Source organism: uncultured Porphyromonas sp., from assembly GCF_938046015.1.
Lineage (GTDB): Bacteria > Bacteroidota > Bacteroidia > Bacteroidales > Porphyromonadaceae > Porphyromonas.
Genome location: NZ_CALIXW010000044.1, coordinates 1 through 21303, shown reverse-complemented (window position 1 = coordinate 21303; position 21303 = coordinate 1). Strand labels below are relative to the sequence as shown.

Below are 21303 nucleotides of genomic sequence, written 5' to 3'. Positions count from 1 at the left end.
CTCCCTTCATCCTACTAGCTCATCTCGACGGATTATATGCTTGCCTGGCTACAGATCTCGATCAAGGATATCATCGATATCCTCATGTTGGCGACCTGCCTCTACTACGCCTATGTGACCCTGCGCTACTCGGGCTCGCGCTCCCTCTTCTCGGGGATCATCGCCTTCGTCGTCCTTTGGCTGCTGATCTCCCAGGTGCTTCAGATGCGCCTCATGGGGGCACTCCTTGACAAGTTTGCCAACATCGGCGTGCTGCTCCTGGTGATCATCTTCCAGGAGGAGATACGCAAGATCCTCGTTACCATAGGCTCGGCCCAGCGCTGGCGTCGCCTACGCCGCCTGCTGCGTGTAGGGCAGGAGGAGCAGTCTGAGGCCGAGTACATCGCCCCGATCGTCCTAGCGTGTATGAATATGGCGCGTAAGAAGACGGGGGCACTCATCGCCGTGCAGGGCTCTATGGACCTCTCGTCCTACCAGCACGCGGGGGAGCGCTTCACTGCCAGCGTCAATGCCCGACTCATCGAGAACATCTTCTTCAAGAATAGCCCTATGCATGACGGGGCGATGATCATTGCCGGGGGGAAGATCTGTGCCGCGGGCTGCATCCTGCCCGTAGCGAGCAACCCCGACCTCAATAAGGACCTGGGGCTTCGTCACCGCTCGGCCCTTGGGCTGGCGCAGAAGACCGATGCCAAGGTCATCATCATCAGCGAGGAGCGCGGTACGATCTCTCTGGCCTATAGCGGGGAGATTCTCGTAGACATCACCCCAGAGGAGCTGCGCCAGCTGCTCACCCAAGAATAGCCGTCCTCATGCTCCGACAGACCTTCCTCCGTACGCGCTGCCTCCTTGCCCTGCTCTCGCTCGGGCTCTGCCTACTAGCCACCCCAAGCCTACTAGCACAGACCCCTGGCTACCAGTATGCCGCCTACACGTCGGGCTACAATGCGCTAGCCGACACCGTCACGCGCTTCCCCTCGCTGACCAAGCGTATACAGACGCCTCGCCTGACGACACGCATCTTCGCCGCTCCAGAGCATGGGTCGGTGGAGCTGACCAATGGCGGCACCTATCTCATCTCAGGGGGGAATGTCATCGGGGGCTTCTACTACCGTAGCTCCCAGGCTCAGAGCACGCGTCTCAGGGCCACCGACCAGGCCAATAGCGTGCAGGAGATCTCGCGGGTTTGGCTCTATGGCAAGCAGCTGCGAGCCTCGACCGAACTCACGCAGCTCGATATCATGGACCTCTCAGGCCGTAAGCTCCTCTCCGCCCGCGGTAGCCGTGAGGTACCCCTACAGCTGCCCGCAGGCGTCTATCTCCTGCGTGCGATCTTCCCCACACAGACCCTCGTCTGCCGCCTCACGGTACGCTAATCTCTATGATCCTATGCTAGCGACGAAAGGACCCCACCATCGAGCGCTCCTCCTGGGGCTGCTCCTGCTGCTGCCGCTTCTGCTGGCCTCCCGAGCTGAGGCTCAGTGGCGCCCCGATATCCTAGAGAGCTATAGCTGCCTCACCATAGACCAAGGTCGAGACTACTCTGGCCCCGTCACGGCGACGCTCGTACGGCGCGATACGCTCCTCGAGGCGCCGCGTGCCCTGCTGTACGTCCATGGGTACAACGATTACTTCTTCCAGTCCGCCCTAGGCGACAGCATCACGCGCCACGGCTATGCCTTCTATGCCCTCGACCTGCGCAAGTATGGGCGTAGCCTCTCCAGCGGGCAGGACCCCTTCGAGGTGCACCACCTGAGGGAGTACTACGCCGACCTTAGCAAGGCCATCCAGCAGATCAAGGCGGGGGGAGCTCGGGAGCTCGTCCTCATGGCGCACTCTACGGGCGGCCTCATCACCAGCCTCTACCTAGAGGACACGCATAATAGCGACAGCGTCCAGGCACTGGTGCTCAATAGTCCCTTCCTTGACTTCAACTTCAGCAAGGTACAGGAGCGGCTCGTCATCCCCATGCTCGATGGGATAGGCCGGGTAAGCCCGCGCACCATCGTCGCTGGGATCTCGGAGGAGCCCGACCTCTACGCGCAGAGCCTCCTGAAGCGCTACCACGGGCTGTGGGACTATAATACGGAGTGGAAGAAGGCTAAGGGGCACACCATTCGTCTCGAGTGGCTGCGTGCCATACGACGCGGCCATCAGCAGGTGCAGCGCGGCCTCAACCTGCGTATACCCATTCTGCTGATGAGCTCCGACAGCTCCATCCGTGCTCGTGGCGCCTGGCAGCCCGCCTACGGACGTGCTGATCTTGTCCTCGACGTAGACGACATCCAGCACTACGGCCTCATGCTCGGGGATAAGGTGCAGCCCGTCCGCATCGTAGGCGGACTGCACGATCTCTTCCTCTCGAGCGATAGCGCGGCCTATGCGGAGGCCTATCGTCAGCTCTTCCGCTTCCTCGACCAACTTCCCCCACAGCACTAAGTAATGCCCTATCCCGATAGCTTCGACATACGCAATCAAGAGGTGCTCCCGCAGGAGGAGCAAGATATAGACAAGGCGCTACGCCCGCTGTCCTTCGCTAGCTTCAGCGGTCAGGACAAGGCCGTGGAGAATCTGAAGGTCTTCGTCCAAGCCGCCAAGCTGCGCTCCGACGCACTCGACCACGTCCTGCTGTATGGCCCTCCAGGGCTGGGCAAGACGACCCTCTCACACATCATCGCCTCGGAGCTTGGGGTCGGCATCAAGGTCACCTCGGGCCCAGTGCTCGATAAGCCCGGGGATCTCGCGGGGCTCTTGACCTCCCTCGAGCCCAACGATGTACTCTTCATCGACGAGATCCATCGCCTCAGTCCCGTCGTGGAGGAGTACCTCTACTCCGCGATGGAGGACTATCGCATCGATATCATGCTGGACAAGGGTCCCAGTGCCCGCTCCATACAGATAGACCTCAATCCCTTCACGCTCGTCGGGGCTACGACGCGTAGCGGCCTCTTGACGGCGCCCCTGCGTGCCCGCTTCGGCATCAACCTCCACCTGGAGTACTACGATGTCCAGACGCTGGCGGGGATCGTCCTCCGCTCGGCCGAGCTCCTCGGCAGTCCCTGCGATACGAGCGCTGCCGTTGAGGTGGCCTCACGTAGCCGCGGGACGCCGCGTATCGCCAATGCCTTGCTGCGCCGCGTCCGTGACTTCGCCCAGGTCAAGGGCGATGGACGCATTGACCAGGTCATCGCCAGCTATGCCCTCGAGGCACTGAATATCGACCGCTACGGCCTGGACTATATAGACAACAAGCTACTGGGTGTCATCATCGACAAGTTCGCGGGCGGTCCCGTCGGGCTGAGCACCATCGCTACGGCCCTCGGCGAGGACTCGGGGACGATCGAGGAGGTCTACGAGCCCTTCCTCATCAAGGAGGGCTTCATCAAGCGCACGCCCCGCGGCCGTGAGGCGACGGACCTCGCCTACAGCCACCTCGGGCGCACGCCGCGAGTGCGACCAGCCAGCATCTTCTTCGACGAGGAGTAGTAGCGCCATTACCTATCTCAAGGACACACAGCTATGGGTACCTTCAAGTCTCTGGTCAAGGACACCGCGCTCTATGGGCTGAGCAGTATGTTCGGCCGTTTCCTCAACTGGCTGCTGACCTATGTCTACGTACGCGTGATGCAGCCGGAGGAGTTCGGGCAGATGACCAACCTCTATGCCTGGACGGCGCTCCTAATGATCCTCCTGACCTACGGGATGGAGACGGCTTTCTTCCGCTTTGCCAATAAGCACGAACGCCCTGGGGATGTCTACGTCACGACCCTTACGGCTCTGGGGACTAGCTCCAGCCTTTTCGTGCTGCTGGGCTGGCTCTTCCTCGACCCTTTGGCAGCGGTGCTGCAGGTCGAGGGGCAGCGCCAACTGCTGAGCCTGCTGCTCCTGATCGTCGCCTCGGACGCCTTCATGGCGATCCCGCTGGGCTACCTGCGCTACGAGCAGCGGCCGTGGCGCTTCACGATCATTCGCCTGAGCTTCGTCTTCTTCACCATCTTGGCGACCCTCTTTGCCTTCTATGGCCTGCCCTGGCTCTCGGGGCATTACCCGCAGCTCGGCCTAGGCCTAGACCCACGCCAGGCGGCGCTGCCCATCATCCTAGGGATAAATCTCCTAGGGAATATCCTACAGCTGGTGATGCTGCTCCCCACGCTGCGCAAGGCGCGGGGGCGGCTGGACCTCGGGCTGCTGGGGCAGATGCTTCGCTATGCCCTGCCGATGCTGCTGCTGGGGCTGGCGGGTAACTTCAATAACCAGGCCGACAAGGTACTCTTTCCCCTGCTCTTTGACGACGTGCACTACGCCCACACGCAGCTGGGGATCTACGGCGCCTGCTACAAGCTCGCTGTCGTGATGGTGCTCTTCACCCAAGCTTTCCGCTACGCCTATGACCCCTTCGTCTTCGCCGAGACCAAGAAGGGGGACGAGGCGGCGCGTCGTGCCTACTCCTCGGCGATGACCTACTATGTGCTCTTCACCCTCTTCATCTTCCTCGGGGTGATGAGCTATATCGACGTGCTGAAGTTCCTCATCAAGCCTGCCTACTACCCAGGGCTCGTCGTCGTACCCTGGATCATGATGGGGCAGCTGATGTTCGGTGTCTACTTCAATCTCTCCCTCTGGTACAAGGTTACCGACCGTACCTACTGGGGGACGATCCTCTCGGTGCTGGGCTGTGCGCTCACGGTCGCTATGATCGTCCTGCTCGCCCCGCGCTACGGCTTCATGGCCTGCGCCTGGGCCTCCGTGGTCGCCAATGGCGCCGTCATGGTCGCCTCCTACTTCCTCGGGCAGCGCTACTACCCCGTGCGCTATCAGCTGGCGAAGCTCCTCGGCTACAGCCTCCTCTGTATGGCGCTCTATGCCCTCGAGCTCGGCCTCACGCAGCTGCTGCCCGAGGCCGTCTATCTACGCCTTGGGGCCAATAGCGTGCTGCTGCTCCTCTTCGTCCTTGTGGTCGGCTACTACGAGCTGCCTCGGGAGCAGCTGGCGAAGCTCAGACGCCGCTTCTCCTAGTCTCTAGGCCCGAGGGCCTACCCTTACAATCACAGCATTATCCCAACTATAGTTACTATGGCTTATATACAGAAGGTACGAGGCTTCGAGCCTCAGATCGGCGAAGGCTGCTTCCTCGCCGTCAACGCCACCATCGTCGGTGATGTCGTCCTCGGTGAGGGCTGCAGCGTGTGGTTCAACGCCGTGCTCCGCGGCGACGTCAATTCGATCCGCATCGGGCGCAACGTCAATATCCAGGACGGCACCGTCGTGCACACGCTCTATCAGAAGTCTACCATAGAGATCGGCGACAACGTGTCGGTCGGGCACAACGTCACGCTCCACGGCTGCAAGATCGAGAACCTCGCGCTCATCGGCATGGGCTCCGTAGTCATGGACCACGCCGTCGTCGGCGAGGGCGCTATCGTCGCGGCAGGCTCTGTCGTCCTAGCCAACACCATCATTGAGCCCTACACGCTCTGGGCTGGGACCCCTGCCAAGTTCATCAAGAAGGTCTCCCCTGAGCAGAGCAAGGAGCTCAATGAACGCATTGCCAACAACTACCAGATGTACGCCTCGTGGTTCGACCAGGAGGAGAATGCCGCCCCGCGCTAAGTCTACCCCTCTCATACGATACTACTATGCAGCTTAAACTAAGTCTGGTGCTGGCCCTCGGACTCACCTCCGCCCTCAGCACCTCCCTCTCGGCGCAGTCCACCAAGGACGGTGCTATCACGCCACGTATCCTGGAGTCCCTACGCAAGAGTGAGTCCAAGAGCCCCAGTGAGCAGGCGCTACACAACGCCATCGCGCTGCAGGGCATGAAGGACTTCTTCGTCAACCCGAAGCGTCCCCGCGAGCTGGAGGACAAGTTCAGCATCGAGGTCAAGAGCCAGGGCATCACGGACCAGAAGCAGAGCGGTCGCTGCTGGCTCTTCACGGGACTGAATGTGCTACGTGCCCAGCTGATGGCGCGTGAGCAGTCGGGCAAGTTCTTCTTTTCGCAGAACTATGGCTTCTTCTGGGACCAGCTTGAGAAGGCCAACCTCTTCCTCGAGGGCATCATCGAGACCCGCAAGGCGAGCGATGAGGACAAGAAGGTCGAGTGGCTCTTCAAGCACCCGCTCAGCGACGGCGGTCAGTTCACGGGGATCTCGGATATCCTCACCAAGTACGGCGTCGTACCTGCGGAGATCATGCCCGAGACGGCCTCGAGTAATGACACCCGCCTGATGGGGCAGATAATCACCCGCACCCTGCGTCAGACGGGGATGGCCCTGCGTAAGGCCGCAGCTAAGGGCGAGAGCCTCGTGCAGCTGCGCCAGCGTAAGGAGACTTGCCTCAAGCAGGTCTACCGCATCCTGAGCCTGAATCTGGGCGAGCCCCCTACGAGCTTCAGCTACACGCTGCGCAACGCTAAGGGGGAGGCGATTTCTACCGATACCTACACACCGCAGAGCTTCTACCAGCGCTTCGTCGGTGCCGACCTCAAGGATCAGTTCGTCATGCTGATGAATGACCCCTCGCGTCCCTACTACAAGACCTACGAGATCGACTTCGACCGTCACAGCTACGACGGGCGCAACTGGACCTACGTCAATCTCCCTATGGAGGAGATTAAGCAGATGGCGATTGCCTCGCTCAAGGACAATACGATGATGTACTACTCCTGCGATGTAGGCCGTGAGCTCGACCGCTCTAAGGGCATCGCTGCGCTCAATAACTACGACTACGCCTCCCTCCTGGGCTACGACTTCACGATGGACAAGGCCGAGCGCATCAAGAGCTTCGACAGCGGCTCGACACACGCCATGACGCTCAAGGCCGTAGACCTGGATGCCTCGGGCAAGCCTACTAAGTGGAAGGTCGAGAACAGCTGGGGAGAGCAGTCGGGCGTCAAGGGTCATATCATCATGACAGACGGGTGGTTCGACGCCTATACCTTCCGTCTTGTGGTGAACAAAAAGTATGCGACGGCCAAGGTACTGGAGCTGCTGAAGACCAAGCCCGTACAGCTCCCCGCTTGGGACCCTATGTTCGCACCTGATGCACCCTAGGCTCTAGGTTAGGCTTCGGCTTGACCTAGCACGAACCTCGCTCTAAGCACTGCGCCCCCATGCTCCTCGAGGAGCATGGGGGCGCGGCTTTATGGTCGGGGAGGATCGGGGCTAGGCGCCGACAGCCTGCTTGGCTGGGGAGAGGCTCGATCGGTAGAGCTTGAGGTCGCGCTGTATGGTCATCAGCATGGAGGAGGTGAGCCAGACGTTTTGGCCTAGGCCTCGTATGCGCTCTAGGCGGGTGATGGCGAGCAAGGCCAGCTGATAGAGCTGCTCGCTGAGGCTCCCCGTGATCTTGAGCTGTGCCAGGGCCGAGGCGATGATCATGCGGTCAGTGCTGCGTAGCTCCTTGAGGCTAGGGTGTGCCTCGGCACTCGCTGCAGCGTCGATACGGCGTAGCTCCTCCACGCTCTCGCCGTGGGGAGGGTAGTAGGCAAGGGAATGGAGCTTGCGCAGGACGTGGGCGGGGAAGTCCCTAAGGTCGGCCTTAGGACGGCGGCGCAGTACCTCCTCCATCTCCCACAGGGCATCGCTGCCCTCATCGCTGCCGAAGGGGACACTGCGCTCGGTATTGGAGTAGTAGAAGGGGGAGGTAAAATACTTGCGATAGAGGGGGTGGCTCGTCAAGGGGTGGAGCCCCATCGTGTCGTCGTCATAGTAGTAGATGTCCATGGGGTCGAACTCTGGGTAGTCGCTGTAGCCCTTGTCCTGTCTGTCTTGGCTCAGCTTCGCAGCCTCCTTGAGACAGTGGTCTTCGCTAGGGAAGCGATACATCTCGTAGTGACCAGAGGAACCCTTCTTCCCCCAGTTGACCATGAGGTCCACCCCCATGGTCTCTATTCGCCAGAATTTGTCGGCACGGCTATCCTGCAGTTGCATTGCCTTTTTCATCGTCTCTTCATAGCTTTACAGCATGCACCTCCTAGGGGCTGCCTGTAGTGTTCGTGTATGGCCCTAGCGTGTCTTCACGACTCGCTATGTGACAAATATACATAATCTTATATAATTCAGTCCCCGCACTCCTTTCCCTTGTTCCCCAGCCCCTTATGCTTGCTCAGGAGTGTCTCCCCTAGGGGTCTGTCTCCTCCCTAGGAGGACTTCCCGAGCTGCTCCCTAGACTGGGGCGCGCTGAGGGATATCCCTCCGCCTAGCTCAGAGATATCAGTCAGCGTCCTGAGAGATAGCCCTGAGGCAGCTGACTGATATCAGTGAAGCCCCCTAGAGCTTAACCCTCCTAAGCGCTCCTCTCGAAGGGCTGCAGCAGGCTTCCCCTAGGTAGGGAGGCTACAAAAACAAGCTCCCCGAGGATACGCAGTCGTATCCTCGGGGAGCTGATGCCACTGGGGCAGTATCGCGTCTAGGCTGTGGCGCTAGAAGCTGAGCTTGACGCCGAAGTAACCCGAGCGAGGGGTCGTGGGGCCGTAGATATAGGCGCTGTCACGATTGGGACCGAAGTCGTAGTCGCTCTGGAAGGAGTTGAAGAGGTTGCTGACGCCCGTGTAGAGCTGCACCTTGCTCTTGAAGAGGCGGAGGTCGTAGCTGATCTTCATCCCTAGGTCGAAGAAGGACTGGGAGCGGGTCAGCTCGTTCCAGTCTACGTCTACCTTCTTGGGGTCAGTGCCGTCCATGATGGGCTTGCCCTGAGCGTCGGTGAGGGCGAGCTGGTAGCCCTCGATGCGCTGGCCTGAGGTGATCGCCTGGCGGTCGGTGACGGCAGAGTTCTGCCCCCACTTGACAGCGTGCGGGACGTACATCGAACCCGTGAAGGTCCCTGTCAGCGCTATGTTGAGCGGCTTGATGGGGTTGATGCCGATGGTGAAGTAGCCGTAGGCAGAGGGGGTGCGCATGATCTCCTTGCTGGTCATCGAGACCGTCTGCACCTCGCCATCCTGTGCGACGGGGTCGAAGGACGATCCATCGGCCTTAGGGACGTAGCTCAGGTAGGCGGCGTCGGAGATGTCCTCCTTGACCTTGCTACGTACGCCCCATTCCTGCGCGACGTCGTACTTATTGCTCGTCAGCGTCAGTCCGCCCTGGAGTGAGAGCCAGCTGTAGCTGAGCTTCCCCTCGAGGTTCACCCCGAGGATCTTGGCTCCCGAGGCTACCTGACGGCCCTGGTCATCGATGCCATAGTTGTGGCGCGTGAAGTAGGTGATGCCATCGCGCGTACCCGTCTTATAGTTCGTGAAGACGTCCAGCAGGCGCGTGTAGAAGCCCTCGACGAGGATGTTGAGGTGCGTCTGGCCGATGCGGAAGTACATGTCGTTGCTCAGGCTGAAGGAGTGCGAGACCTCGGGACGGAGGTCATCAGCGTTCACCACCTTCTGTGCCTCACCATTGACGACCCCTACGTGTAGATCCTCGTCGAAGACCTGAGGAGCGCGGAAGCCCTTGGCGTAGGTGGCACGTAGGTTGATATTCTTCGTGGGGTTGAAGCGTAGGGTAGCGCGTGGGCTGAAGATCGCCTTCTTAACGGCAGAGTTTTCATCCAGACGCGTGCCGAGGAGGATGCTCCAGCGGTCGTTCTTCCACTCGAGCTGAGCGAACTGGCTGGCGTTCTTGATCACCTGATGGAGGGCGGGGGAGAGGGCAATGGGATTGGAGGAGGGGTCGTAGCCATCAGCATTGCTCTTCTCCGTCGTCCAGCCACGCAGCGGCATCTCGTCGTGCAGTCTGTCGTAGCTGTATTCGACCCCAGCCAGCAGCTGGGCGGGCATGAAGAAGAGGCGCTCAAAGTCGTGGGTGTACTGCCCCCCGACGACGGCCGTGAGCCCGCGCGTCACCCCGTAGTTGGTACCGTAGTCCGAGCTGTGGATAGGGTAGCCGAGGCGCCCTGCAGGGACGGTCTTGCCCCCGACGAGTACCTCATTGCCGGCCTTATCCTTAGCCTTGGGCTCACCGATACCCCCGTAGTAGCTATTTCGGGTAATGTGCTGGCCGGAGGCGTAGAGCTGGAAGTGGCTCTTGAGGTCGGAGGTGAAGGCGTCGAACTTGAGGTTGGCACTGTAGACCGAGTGGCGTACGGACTCTGCCACGCCTGCCACGTGCTCGGGCCAGTCGATGTGGTCACCGCCACGACGTGCCTCTGCGAAGGTGTGCAGCTCGGCAGTCACGCGCGTTAGGTCACTGGGGCGGATGTAGCCACGCGCCCCGAGGGAGCGGGAGTCGAGGCGTCCTAGCTCGCTGTAGCCGTCGCCATTGATGTCGTGCTCCTTGCGGTAGCGTGCCTGTGAGAAGAGCATTGCCCCGGCACGACCGTCAGTACTGACGAGCGAGCCGTTAAAGGAGAGGTTGTTGTCCAGGCTCTTGAAGCCCGAGAAGCCAGCACTCTCGTTGAAGCTGAAGCTATTGCTGGAGGGATCCTTGGTGATGACATTGATCACCCCTGCGATGGCGGAGGAGCCGAAGAGTGCCGAGCCCCCACCGCGGACGACCTCTACGCGGTCGATCATGTTGGCAGGGATCTGCTCGAGCCCATAGACGCCAGCCAGCGCGCTCATGACGGGGCGGCTGTCGATCAGGATCTGTGAGTAGCGGCCGTCGAGCCCGTTGATGCGTACCTGGTTGAAGCCGCAGTTCTGGCAGTTATTCTCCACGCGCACCCCAGGCTGGAAGATGAGTCCCTGCGCTAGGTTGTTGGCGTTGGCGTTCTCGAAGAGCTTCGTGTCTAGCACCGTGACGAGCGTCGGAGCGAGGCGGCGCAGGGTGGCCTGGCGGTTGGAGGAGACGACGACCTCGTCGAGCTTTACGTTGTCCTCCTCTGCGTCGAAGTTCACCTCGAGGGTCTTCCCTGGCTGTACGGTGACGCTACGCTCCTGGCTGAGGTAGCCGAGGCCGCGCATGACGAGCGTGAGGTGCTTCTGCTTGAGGTTTTTCAGGAAATAGTGCCCTGTGGCATCGGTAGCTGTGCCGTAGGTGCTGCCCTTGATGGCAATCGTGATACCTGCTAGGTGCTCGCCCGTTTTGGCATCGACCACGTGCCCTATGACGTTGGCGTCACTAGGGTGCTTGCTCTGTGCCCGGAGCTCGGCTGGCAGCCCCACGGAGAGGAGGGCTAGGCCTAGCAGCAGTAATAGCGAATAGATCTTTCGCATAGAGGATGAATAAGATAGAGTGTTAATACTAGGGGCTCTATAGCGCGGTAAAAGTAGTGATAATTAGCTCCTCACACTCCGTAATGAGGGCCAAAATACTTAGCTCTAGGTAGGCTGCGGGACCAATATACCTAGATGAGTGGAGGGCGCTTGGCCTCCTTCACCCCCTATAGGGGGTGTCGCCTGGCTTAAGAGGCGGGGAGGAGACTAGGGACGCTTAGTGCTCCGCCCCTCTGCTCCCCTGCAAATGCAAAGCGCCCCTCCGCCTAGGCTAGGGCCTAGAGGGAGGGGCTGAGGAAGGGGGAAGGAGCGCGCTGAGCTAAGGCTTGAGCCAAAGCATAGCTCCGATGAGGAGGGCCAGGAGGAAGACATTGCGCGCCGTCCGAGCAAGCACGCTGTTGAGCTCCGCCCCGCGACTCGTCTGGAGCGCACGATGCGTCTGGCTGAAGAGGAGCACGTAGGGCAGCAGCAGGAGCATGCCCCAGAAGGAGTAGATAGGATAGAGGAGCCCCATCGAGAGCAGTCCGCAGGTGAGGTAGAGCCTAGGGGCAAAGTCCTGTCCCATGCGTACGATGAGGGTGCGCTTGCCTGCCTTGCTGTCCTCGGCGACGTCTCTGTAGTTGTTCACGACGAGGATGTTGACGCTGCTGAGACCTATGGCCGTGGCCAGCTGCCAGAGCGTCTGGTCGAGCACATAGCCGCGTAGGATGTAGAAGCTCGTCACCGTGGGCACCCAGCCGAAGAAGACGAGGACGGCAGCATCCCCCCAGCCGTGGTAGGATAGGGGGTAGGGCCCGCCCGAATAGGCGAAGACCCCAAGCACGACGGCGAGCCCGACGAGTAGCAGCCACCAGGAGCTCAGAGCGATGAGCCAGAGGCCACTGGAGAGGAGCACAGCGAGGCTCAGGTAGAGGGCTATGCGTACCTCCCGCTCGCTGATGAGCCCGCGGGAGAGGGGCCGCAGGGGGCCCTTGCGCTCGTCTGTATCCGCCCCTTTGCGGTGGTCGATGAGGTCGTTGGCGATGTTACTGGCTATCTGAGCCGCGACCGCTACCACGAGGAGGAGCAGTGTGCGTAGGACATCGATAGCGCCGAGTGAGGCTGCGTAGAAGATAGCTACAAGCACTGAGCTCAGGCCAGAGAAGAGCGTCTTGGGTCGCGTGAGGCCGATCCATAGGCTCAGCTTGGACGGTGCGGAGGCGGACTGCTGCATGGCCTAGCCTGGACAAGCAGCCCCGAAGAGCTGGCGGCTAAGGGCGAGCAGCGTGCGGCGCTTATCGGCAGCCGAGACCAGCAGCGAGAGGTTGTAGTCGCTACCGCCGTAGGAGATCATCCGCACGGGGATCTCCTCGAGGGCCTTGAGGATCTGTGCCTCGAAGCCGATGTTCTCCCACTCCATGTCCCCCACGACGCAGATGATGGTCAGCTCACGCTCCTCCTCGACCGTCCCGAGCTGCTCCAGCCCTCGGCGCACCTCGCTGGGGAGCTGGCTGCGCTCGATGGTCAGCGAGATCGAGGTCTCGGTGGAGGCGATCATGTCGATGGGGATGCAGTGGTGCTCGAAGACGGAGAAGACCTTGCCGATGAAGCTCCAGTGCGAGAGCTGATGGCTGCTGCGGATGCGCACCATGGTGATGTTGTCCTTGGCGCTGACGGCCTTGATCATGTCCTTGTCCGTATCCATGGAGATGAGCGTCCCTGGGGCACTCGGCTCCATCGTATTCAGCAGGCGCACGGGGATGCCGTGGCGCTTGGCGGGCTGGATGCAGGTGGGGTGGAGGATCTTGGCCCCGAAGTAAGCGAGCTCGGAGGCCTCCTCGAAGTGCAGGCGACGTACTGGGCGCGTAGCGTCGACGTAGCGTGGGTCATTGTTGTGCATGCCGTCGATGTCCGTCCAGATCTGGATCTCGTCGGCGTGCAGCACCGAGCCCACCAGAGTTGCGGTGTAGTCGCTCCCTCCGCGCTGCAGGTTGTCGATGTCGCCGAAGGCATTGCGGCAGATGTAGCCCTCGGTGATGAAGAGGCGTGTCCCCTCGGGGGCGCGGCTGATGAGCTCCTCGAGGTGCGTGCGTATGTAGCCCTCGTCGGGCTCGGCCTGCTTGTCGGTGCGCATGTACTCCAGGGCGGGCAAGCCGATGGCCTGTACGCCGCGGTCGGCGAGGTGACGCAGCATCATCGCGGTGCTCAGGAGCTCGCCGCGCGCCAGTATCTTCTTCTCGTCGAAGAGGGTGAAGCTCTCGGCGTAGCACATCTGCTCGAGGAAGAAGAAGGTCTCATTGACCAGCGTCCAGGCCTTGTCGTAGCTCTGTGGATTGGGGAAGAGCAGGCGGGTCTCGGCCTCGTACTTATGCTTGAGCTTGGTGAGGATGGTCAGTGCCTCGTGTTGGTGATGGGCCATGAGTTGGTGACCGATCTCTACGAGGGCGTTCGTCGTCCCTGCCATGGCGGAGAGGACCACGATCTTTACTTCGTCCGTAGCCGTGATGAGGTCAGCTACATGGGCTATACGCTCGGCGGAGGCCACAGAGGTACCTCCGAACTTCATTACTTTCACCAGCGATGTCTTTATGAGGGGGATTAGGGGAATGGGCGCTACTCGTGCTCTGCCAGATGGATGCAGCGTGCGGGGAAGCGCTCGAGGACAAGGCGATTGTGCGTGGCCATGATGACGGCTGTACCCCGCTCGGCAGCTAGGCGCTGCAGGAGCTCTACGATGGCCAGACCACTGGCGCTATCGAGGTTGCCCGTAGGCTCGTCGGCTAGGATCAGCTCGGGGTGCCCGATCAGGGCACGTGCGATAGCTACACGCTGCTGCTCACCGCCTGAGAGCTCGTGGGGGTACTTGTAGTTCTTCAGCTCAAGGCCTACCTCACGCAGCGCCTCCTCGATGCGGCGGGCACGCTCGGCAGGGGGCTTGACGCCGTAGGCGCGGAGCACGATGTCGAGGTTGCCCTGCACGGTCATGTCGGGCAGTAGCTGGAAGTTCTGGTAGACGATGCCGAGGCGCTGACGTAGCTGGGGGAGCTGTCGGCGCTTGATCCGAGTGAGCTCGTAGTCGAGTACACGCGCCGAGCCCTTAGCTATGGGCAGCTCGGCGGTGATGGTCTTCAGGAGCGTGCTCTTACCCGCGCCTACTGGGCCTACGAGGTATACGAACTCGCCCGCGCTGAGCTCTAGGTCGAAGTCCTCGAAGAGGATGTGCTCACGTCTCGCTATCTGTACTCCCTGGTAGCTCAGGATCGTTTCTTCTGACGCCATGTCCTTATTCTAGTTGTCTTATCAGTCGCACAAAGATACGCAAAGCCCTGCACCTAGCCTTGGTTCAGCTCCTTGTGCTCAGGGTAGTAGCCGTACTCGTAGCGCGTGGTGCGACGGCGTCGGTACCAGGCTAAGGCATAGGCCAGCGCCCAGACGAGGAGGCAGAGCCCGAAGCTCAGCCACCAGCTGCCGCGCTCTGGCTGCTGCATCCCCTCGGCGCGCGGGTAGGTGAAGAAGGCAAAGCCCCCTAGGTAGAGGAGGATCAGGAGGTAGCTCAGATGGATGCGTCTCATAGCTCGGGGGAGGAATTGCTAAGTCTTTGCTTGAGCTCCAGGAGCTCCTCGAGGTAGTGGCGGGAGCTCGAGAGGCGGGGCACTTTGTGCTGCCCGCCGAGCTTGCCCTGCTCCTCGAGCCAGCGGTGGAAGAGCCCCGCGGGGGCGGGCTCGAGCTGTAGGGGCAGGAGCGTCATGTCCTCGTAGCGCTTGGCATCGTAATCGGAGTTCGCCCGTCGCAGCTCCTCGTCGAGGATACGTGCGTAGGCGGCGAGGTCGCTGGGGGGCTGGACGAACTCAATCAGCCAGTCGTGGTAGCCCTTGCCCTCATCGAGGAGGAAGTGCGGCGCCACCGTGTACTCGGCGACCTGCACGCCCGTACGCTCCGTCGTCCGCGCTATGGCCGTATCGGTATTGGTGACCATCAGCTCCTCGCCGAAGGCATTGATAAAGTGCTTGGTACGTCCCGTGATGACGATACGATAAGGGGCGGTCGAGGTGAAGCGCACCGTATCCCCGATGAGGTAGCGATAGAGTCCCCCGAGGGTCGTGATGACGAGGGCGTAGTCTCTATCCTGCTCTACCTCCCACAGCGGGATCGCCCGTACGTGTTCTGCGACAGAGCCCTCGGCGCTGTACTCCAGCTCGTCCATGGGGATGAACTCGTAGAATACGCCGTAGTCAAGCATCAGCAGCATGCCACTCTCGCTCGGGTCGTCCTGTATGGCGAAGAAGCCTTCGCTGGCGTTGTAGGTCTCCTCGTAGCGCATCCGTGGAGAGGGGATGAGCTCGTGGTAGATACTGCGATAGGGGCTGAAGCTGATCCCTCCGTGGAAGAAGACCTCCAGCTGGGGCCATAGCTCACTGATGTCGCCCGCGCCCGTGTACTCCAGTAGCTGACGTAGCAGCACGAGCATCCAGGAGGGGACGCCCGAGAGGCTCCCGACGGGTGCCTGGGCGACCTCGCGCACGATGGCGCTCATCTTGGCATTCCACTCGCTCATCAGCAGCGTCTCGCGCCTCGGGACGCGCAGCCAGTTGCCCAGCAGGGGCATGTGCTCCACGAGGATGGCGCTGAGGTCGCCCACGGAGGCTTGGCTGCCGAGGCTCATCGGGCTGTGGCTGCCGCCGAGGACGAGCCCCTTGGTGGAGAAAAAGCGGCTGTCGGGGTAGTTCCTCAGGTAGATCCATAGGGCGTCACTGCCGCCGCGGTAGTGGCAATCCTGTAGGTGCAGGTAGGGTACGGGGATATACTTGCTGCGGTCGCTGGTCGTGCCACTTGACTTGGCATACCAGCGGCAGCCTCCGGGGATGAGGACATTGCGCTCACCTTGGATCATACGCTCGATGTCGCCCTTGACGGCGTCGTACTCCACGAGCGGGAGGCGCTGGGCAAAGTCTCTATAGTCGGTAGCTCGGCCTAGGTCATAGCGCTCGCCGAGCTCAGTGCCACGCGCTCGGCTGAGGATGTGGCGCAGCTGGGCGCGCTGTAGGTCCTCTGCCTCGGCGGTGTAGCGCTCGATCTTGCGCAGGCGCAGCTTGGCTGCCTGATAAACGAGTTGTGTCTTGAAGTCCATAGTTAGCTCTCGGGGTGGCTGTACCTCCTAGGCGATCACCCCGCTGGAGCAAAGATACAAGTAATCTGCCGCCCCTGCGCTTGGTCGCTCGTCTGTCTGCTCGATGGACGCTCAGGGAAGGTGCCCGCTTTACCCTGCCTTTACGCAAAGCGAAGGGGCGGGTAAGCCTCGTCAGCGTACAGATATAGGGGGCGGGAGTGTGAGGGATATCAGTCCGGGCGCTGAGGGCCGGCAGTGACGAGGGTGAGGGGTATCAGTCAAGAGGCTGAGGGATATCCCTCAGCGTGCTGGGTCAGGGCTGTCGCCTTGCTGCGGCGCCTTGCGGTTTGTGCCGGGAGCGCTTGTGGGCTGGCTGCACAGCTTTTGGGCTAGCGCGCTCTTCGCTAGGAGACAAAAGAATACCGCCTAAGCCTGCCGTAGAGGCAGACTTAGGCGGTAGCGAGGGCTTGGGCTGAGAGGCCTTACTTCAACCCTATACGGAAGATGCTTCTAGTCGAACGTCGCTAAGTCTCCAGCAAGGATTCCGCAGAAAAGGAAGAATAGGATGAAGCTCAGCAGTGCCAGTACCACGGTACGGATGAGGAGGCAGAGGACGAGGCCCATCCACGAGGCTCGGCAGGTGATCGCGATCGCGTCATCTACGTCCCGAGGTAGGATGGCGCGGTCGTTCTCCCCGATGTAGGGCTTGTCGATCAGTTCTCCGTGGTACTCGTGTGGGCCTCCGAAGCGCAGACCTAGGGCAAAGGCTAGGGCGGCCTCGGGGTAGCCCGAATTGGGGCTCAGGTGGCGCTTCCCGTGGCGCCACACCTTAGGCAGCAGCGCTAGATCGCCCGAGGCCAGGAGCATCAGCAGCATCGTCAGGCGAGCGGGCAGGAGGTTCACCAGGTCGTCGAGCTTGGCCGAGAAGTAGCCGTAGGCGCGGTAGCGGCTGGTGAGATAGCCGACCATAGAGTCCTGCGTGTTGATCATCTTGTAGCTGAGGATACCGGGCAGTCCGAGGAAGGCCCACGAGAGCATGGGCGCGATGACTCCGTCACTGAGGTTCTCCGCGAGGGTCTCGAGGGCGGCCTTGCGTACCTCTTGGTCACTGAGCTGCGAGGTATCGCGCCCGACGATACGCGCTACCTGCCTTCGTCCTTCCTCTAGTCCCTGGTCGGCTGCAGTGAAGACCGCCTTGACCTCCCGCTCTAGGGTGCGCCCAGCTAGCATATAGAAGCAGAGGGCGATGTACAGTAGGTAGGGGACAATGGAGAAGGCAAGGAAGACCGCCATTCCCGAGAGGAGGGAGCCTAGGGCGAAGACCAGGAGGACGAGCAGCCCATTATACAGCGCCCCTTTGAGACGGCGGTGCGCACCTTGGTTGAAGCGCCTTTCGCCCCAGGCGATCCAGCGCCCGAAGGTGATGATCGGGTGTGGGACCCCCTCGGGATCCCCTAGCTTGCGGTCGAGGAGAAAGGCGAGGAACATGGGCAGTACCCCAAGGAAGATAGGGATCCAGAAGAAGGGATAGAGGTCCTTATCAAAGAGGATCCCGAAGAACTCACCAGTGACTAGGAACTCGGCGAGCTCAGAGAAGATACTGGCCATACGCTAGCGCTGGGAGAGGAAGTCGTGGGGGTAGGTGTAGCGGATGTTCCCCTCGTCGTCGATCAGGAGCAGGGAGAGCTCGGAGTCTGGGACCAGACGGCTCGAGGCCTCGTAGCAGGCGTCGACGATGCGCAGCATGAGGCGGTCGAGGTCCTCGGGACTGAGTCCGTTCCACAGCTCACGGGCCAGCGTGAGGCCATCAATAAGGCTGTGCGCCGCCTCGCTACAGCCTGCCTCCGTGGCCATGCGGTGGATGAACTCCTTATTCATCACGACCTTGCGGCTGTGGGTGTCCATGTTGCCCTCGGCGAGCTTTACCGCCTTGCCCAGCATGATGCCCATGTAGACCTTGGGGACGGAGAGGGTGGAGAGCTTCTCGAGGGTCTCCCCGATGAAGTTGCCGTACTGGATGAAGGACTGGAAGGGCAGCTCGGGGAAGGCTCCCTTGAGGTACTTCTCGCTCTTGGCACCCGAGTTGATCACGACGGTATCAGCCCCTAGAGCCAGCGCCACATCTACCTGACGGACGATGGAGGCGATGAAGGCCTCCGAGGAGAAGGGCTTGACGACGCCCGAGGTGCCGACGATGGAGATACCGTCGAGGATGCCCAGACGGGGGTTGAAGGTCTTGCCGGCGAGCTCGCGCCCCGCAGGGATGCTGATAGTGATATCTACCCCGCCCTCGGGGTAGGCACGGCGTACGACGGCCTCCATCATGCTGCGCGGCACGCGGTTGATGGCAGGGCCGCCGATCTCTAGACCTAGCCCAGGCAGGGTGACGCGCCCTACGCCCTCGCCCTGCAGGAAGCGTATGCCGCTGGGCTCCTCGGTCAGTACGACCTCGGAGTAGATCTCCGCTAGATGAGTGACGTCAGGGTCATCGCCCGAGTACTTACGGGCACGAGCTCGGTAGCCGCGCTCTGTGGGCTCGACGAGCTCGATGGGGAGCTCGACCTCCTCCCCTGAGGGCAGGATGATCGTAGCCTGCTCTAGCGCCTCTCCGTCATGGAGCAGGGCGTGCAGAGCCGCCATTGTGGCTGCCGTGGCTGTACTCCCAGTGGTGAAGCCCGTCTTGAGCGGGAAGAAGTCTGGGGCAAGGCGCTGCACAGCCTTGCGCAGTCCTACGGGGCCGTAGACATACTGGTAGTGCTCGGGCAGTGCCGGGCGGGTGATCATATATACGGGGACGCCCGCAGCGAGGGCAGGGGCTATCTTCTCCTCGAAGAAGCCACTCTCTCCGCTCTCCTTGGTGATGACGGCGTCGGGCTGTATGCGGTCGAAGAGCTCCTGGTCCTCCCCTGGCTGGAAGTAGACGATATGGTCGAAGGGGAAGCCCGCCGCCTCTGCCTTCTCCCGCGAGTCCTCACGGTCGAGGATGCGGAAGTAGCTCTCGTGGCGCGACCAGAAGGGCTTCAGGGGAGCGATGGTATTGACTCCCGTCAGTGCAAGGAGGCGATGGCAGGGCTGCGCCTCGAGCTTGGCGATCATCTCCTCATAGCTGGCGCACTCGATGACCTGCCCCGTACGCTCGCTGTAGCGTCGCTCGTAGCGGATGACAGGGATACCGAGCTCGGCCGTCACCTCACCGATCGTCTTGTGGAGGACGGCAGCGAAGGGGTGCGCTGCGTCTATGACGAGCTGTATCTCCTGCTCGGTGATGAACTGGCGCATTACCTCATGCGTCATCGCGCCCGAGACACGCTTGCCGTGCACCATCTCGAGCTCCTGGAAGGCTCCCTTAGTAGAGTAGTAGTAGTCTTTGCCCGACTCGTCGAGGACGCCACATACAATGCGTCCCTCTGTCGTGCCACCGAAGATAAGTATCATTATAGTTATAGCCTGCTGCTTGCTTGATAGAGTTAAGTCTTGGTCTCGAAGATCCGGGCACAAAGGTAGCACATTCTCCTAGCCTCTTCCAATGGGGATGCTCGCGAGCCTCAATAAGGTAGTGGGTCCAGTCCTTGCTTCAAGGGGAGAAAGGCTCCCCAAGGATGGGCGCTCGCCCTCAATTGCTTTCTCCCGAGTCTTTCCCTATAGCCTCAGAAGGGTAGGGTAAAGCCTGCGCCCTGCCGCTGCTCTCTGTGTGGGGCGGGCCAAGCATAGTCCCAGCACTCCTATATATAATGGGACTCGCCCCCCTAAGGATGAACCTCAGGGGGGCGAGTAGTTAGCTTACTAGGAGCGAGCTCTTAGGAGAGCTTTTCCTTCAGAGCAGCCAGAGCATCGAGGTCACCGAGGGTGGCCTTCTCCGTAGCGGCGTTGGTTGCTGCTACAGCTGCGCTAGCATCCTGATGGCGCTGCTGACGCTCAGCACGCTCGGCGCGTTCGCTGGCACGAGCTTCAGCCTTAGCTTCGTCTTCAAAGGTGCGGCTGTGCGAGACGATGATGCGGCGTGCATCCTTGTTGAACTCGATGACCTTGAAGGGAAGGACTTCGCCCTTGACCGCCTGCGTACCATCGGCCTTGACCAGGTGCTTAGGCGTAGCGAAGGCTTCGATACCCTCGGGCAGAGCGATGACAGCTCCCTTCTCGACGATCTCGCTGACCGTACCTTCGTGGATGCTGCCTACGCGGAAGTTAGCTTCGAAGGCATTCCAAGGGTTCTCCTCGATCTGCTTGTGGCCGAGCGAGAGACGACGGTTCTCCTTGTCGATCTCCAGGACGATGATGTCCAGGGGAGCGCCGACCTCGGTGAACTCATTGGGGTGCTTGACCTTCTTGGTCCAGGAGAGGTCAGAGATGTGCACGAGGCCATCAATGCCTTCCTCGATCTCTACGAAGACACCGAAGTTGGTGAAGTTACGGACACGTGCCGTGTGGCGCGAGCCGATGGGGAAGCGCTTGTCGATGTTCTCCCATGGGTCTTCCTTGAGCTGCTTGAGGCCGAGGCTCATCTTGCGCTCTTCGCGGTCGAGGCTGAGGATGACAGCTTCTACCTCTTCGCCTACCTTCAGGACATCCTGAGCGGAGCGGACATGCTGGGTCCAGGACATCTCGGAGATGTGCACGAGCCCTTCGACGCCGGGTGCGACTTCGATGAAGGCACCGTACTCAGCGAGGACGACGACCTTACCCTTGATCTTGTCACCCACCTTGAGATTAGGATCGAGCGAATCCCAGGGATGTGGCTGGAGCTGCTTGATACCAAGGGCAATGCGCTTCTTGGCTTCGTCGAACTCGAGGATGACCACATTGAGCTTCTGGTCGAGCGATACGACTTCGCTGGGGTGCTGTACGCGGCCCCAAGAGAGGTCCGTGATGTGTACCAGACCATCGATACCACCGAGGTCGATGAAGGCCCCGTAGGTGGTGATGTTCTTGACGACCCCTTCGAGGACCTGGCCCTTCTCGAGCTTGCTGATGATCTCAGCCTTCTGGGCCTCGAGCTCAGCCTCGATGAGGATCTTGTGCGATACGACGACGTTCTTGAAGTCCTGGTTGATCTTGACGATCTTGAACTCCA

At 61.1% G+C, this 21303-nt stretch carries 17 protein-coding genes; 7 read left to right on the top strand and 10 right to left on the bottom strand.

What is annotated here, in order from left to right; genetic code table 11:
• Positions 1–36: 36 nt before the first annotated feature.
• From Q0248_RS05635 to Q0248_RS05605, 7 genes are read left to right on the top strand one after another with little or no spacing between them, the layout of a single operon-like run.
• On the top strand, positions 37–804 hold the full coding sequence (locus Q0248_RS05635) for a diadenylate cyclase (protein ID WP_211789468.1): 768 nt from the start codon (positions 37–39) through the stop codon (positions 802–804).
• A gap of 8 nt (positions 805–812) precedes the next feature.
• Entirely contained in the window at positions 813–1376 is a 564-nt protein-coding gene (locus Q0248_RS05630) for a hypothetical protein (protein ID WP_299320617.1), read from the top strand.
• Positions 1377–1389: 13 nt separating this feature from the next.
• Positions 1390–2439, top strand: coding sequence for an alpha/beta hydrolase (locus tag Q0248_RS05625; RefSeq protein WP_299320615.1), 1050 nt, complete (start codon positions 1390–1392; stop codon positions 2437–2439).
• Positions 2440–2442: 3 nt separating this feature from the next.
• Positions 2443–3486, top strand: a complete 1044-nt coding sequence (ruvB, locus tag Q0248_RS05620; protein ID WP_299320614.1) for a Holliday junction branch migration DNA helicase RuvB — start codon at positions 2443–2445, stop codon at positions 3484–3486.
• A 33-nt stretch (positions 3487–3519) separates the two neighbouring features.
• The gene (locus tag Q0248_RS05615) at positions 3520–5016 is read left to right on the top strand and encodes an oligosaccharide flippase family protein (protein ID WP_299320612.1); all 1497 of its coding nucleotides are present in this window, start codon (positions 3520–3522) and stop codon (positions 5014–5016) included.
• 57 nt (positions 5017–5073) lie between these two features.
• On the top strand, positions 5074–5610 hold the full coding sequence (locus Q0248_RS05610) for a gamma carbonic anhydrase family protein (RefSeq protein ID WP_299320610.1): 537 nt from the start codon (positions 5074–5076) through the stop codon (positions 5608–5610).
• A gap of 26 nt (positions 5611–5636) precedes the next feature.
• Positions 5637–7052, top strand: coding sequence for a C1 family peptidase (locus Q0248_RS05605; protein WP_299320609.1), 1416 nt, complete (start codon positions 5637–5639; stop codon positions 7050–7052).
• 111 nt (positions 7053–7163) lie between these two features.
• Here Q0248_RS05605 and Q0248_RS05600 read toward each other — a convergent pair whose 3' ends face one another.
• The 10 genes from Q0248_RS05600 to Q0248_RS05555 all read right to left on the bottom strand — a co-directional run.
• Positions 7164–7943 carry a WGR domain-containing protein gene (locus Q0248_RS05600; protein ID WP_299320607.1) on the bottom strand — a complete coding sequence of 260 codons (780 nt, stop codon included), beginning with the start codon at positions 7941–7943 and terminating at the stop codon, positions 7164–7166.
• A gap of 479 nt (positions 7944–8422) precedes the next feature.
• Positions 8423–11146, bottom strand: coding sequence for a TonB-dependent receptor (locus tag Q0248_RS05595; protein ID WP_299320605.1), 2724 nt, complete (start codon positions 11144–11146; stop codon positions 8423–8425).
• A 319-nt stretch (positions 11147–11465) separates the two neighbouring features.
• Positions 11466–12359: a 1,4-dihydroxy-2-naphthoate octaprenyltransferase gene (menA, locus tag Q0248_RS05590; protein WP_299320603.1), complete on the bottom strand. Its 894-nt coding sequence runs from the start codon at positions 12357–12359 to the stop codon at positions 11466–11468.
• 3 nt (positions 12360–12362) lie between these two features.
• On the bottom strand, positions 12363–13700 hold the full coding sequence (locus Q0248_RS05585) for an aspartate kinase (protein ID WP_299320602.1): 1338 nt from the start codon (positions 13698–13700) through the stop codon (positions 12363–12365).
• 38 nt (positions 13701–13738) lie between these two features.
• The gene (locus Q0248_RS05580; protein WP_299320600.1) at positions 13739–14404 is read right to left on the bottom strand and encodes an ATP-binding cassette domain-containing protein; all 666 of its coding nucleotides are present in this window, start codon (positions 14402–14404) and stop codon (positions 13739–13741) included.
• Positions 14405–14457: 53 nt separating this feature from the next.
• Positions 14458–14697 (bottom strand): hypothetical protein, encoded by a 240-nt coding sequence (locus Q0248_RS05575; protein ID WP_211789457.1) that lies wholly within the window; start codon positions 14695–14697, stop codon positions 14458–14460.
• Entirely contained in the window at positions 14694–16253 is a 1560-nt protein-coding gene (locus tag Q0248_RS05570) for a GH3 auxin-responsive promoter family protein (protein WP_299320598.1), read from the bottom strand. The genes Q0248_RS05575 and Q0248_RS05570 overlap by 4 nt, the downstream gene beginning before the upstream one ends.
• Before the next feature lie 489 nt (positions 16254–16742).
• A complete protein-coding gene (gene cbiB / locus Q0248_RS05565) occupies positions 16743–17747 on the bottom strand; it encodes an adenosylcobinamide-phosphate synthase CbiB (protein ID WP_299320752.1) in 1005 nt (334 codons plus the stop codon).
• A gap of 96 nt (positions 17748–17843) precedes the next feature.
• Positions 17844–19667, bottom strand: coding sequence for a cobalt-precorrin-5B (C(1))-methyltransferase CbiD (gene cbiD / locus Q0248_RS05560; RefSeq protein ID WP_299320596.1), 1824 nt, complete (start codon positions 19665–19667; stop codon positions 17844–17846).
• A 362-nt stretch (positions 19668–20029) separates the two neighbouring features.
• On the bottom strand, positions 20030–21303 hold a 1274-nt coding region (locus tag Q0248_RS05555), incomplete at its 5' end, for a S1 RNA-binding domain-containing protein (protein ID WP_299320595.1).

What these genes read in the sequence shown, in the direction of transcription:
- Q0248_RS05635 (WP_211789468.1), top strand. Translation starts at nt 37, where the DNA reads ATGCTTGCCTGGCTACAGATCTCGATCAAGGATATCATCGATATCCTC.
- Q0248_RS05630 (WP_299320617.1), top strand. Translation starts at nt 813, where the DNA reads ATGCTCCGACAGACCTTCCTCCGTACGCGCTGCCTCCTTGCCCTGCTC.
- Q0248_RS05625 (WP_299320615.1), top strand. Translation starts at nt 1,390, where the DNA reads ATGCTAGCGACGAAAGGACCCCACCATCGAGCGCTCCTCCTGGGGCTG.
- ruvB (WP_299320614.1), top strand. Translation starts at nt 2,443, where the DNA reads ATGCCCTATCCCGATAGCTTCGACATACGCAATCAAGAGGTGCTCCCG.
- Q0248_RS05615 (WP_299320612.1), top strand. Translation starts at nt 3,520, where the DNA reads ATGGGTACCTTCAAGTCTCTGGTCAAGGACACCGCGCTCTATGGGCTG.
- Q0248_RS05610 (WP_299320610.1), top strand. Translation starts at nt 5,074, where the DNA reads ATGGCTTATATACAGAAGGTACGAGGCTTCGAGCCTCAGATCGGCGAA.
- Q0248_RS05605 (WP_299320609.1), top strand. Translation starts at nt 5,637, where the DNA reads ATGCAGCTTAAACTAAGTCTGGTGCTGGCCCTCGGACTCACCTCCGCC.
- Q0248_RS05600 (WP_299320607.1), bottom strand. Translation starts at nt 7,943, where the DNA reads ATGAAAAAGGCAATGCAACTGCAGGATAGCCGTGCCGACAAATTCTGG.
- Q0248_RS05595 (WP_299320605.1), bottom strand. Translation starts at nt 11,146, where the DNA reads ATGCGAAAGATCTATTCGCTATTACTGCTGCTAGGCCTAGCCCTCCTC.
- menA (WP_299320603.1), bottom strand. Translation starts at nt 12,359, where the DNA reads ATGCAGCAGTCCGCCTCCGCACCGTCCAAGCTGAGCCTATGGATCGGC.
- Q0248_RS05580 (WP_299320600.1), bottom strand. Translation starts at nt 14,404, where the DNA reads ATGGCGTCAGAAGAAACGATCCTGAGCTACCAGGGAGTACAGATAGCG.
- Q0248_RS05575 (WP_211789457.1), bottom strand. Translation starts at nt 14,697, where the DNA reads ATGAGACGCATCCATCTGAGCTACCTCCTGATCCTCCTCTACCTAGGG.
- Q0248_RS05570 (WP_299320598.1), bottom strand. Translation starts at nt 16,253, where the DNA reads ATGGACTTCAAGACACAACTCGTTTATCAGGCAGCCAAGCTGCGCCTG.
- cbiD (WP_299320596.1), bottom strand. Translation starts at nt 19,667, where the DNA reads ATGATACTTATCTTCGGTGGCACGACAGAGGGACGCATTGTATGTGGC.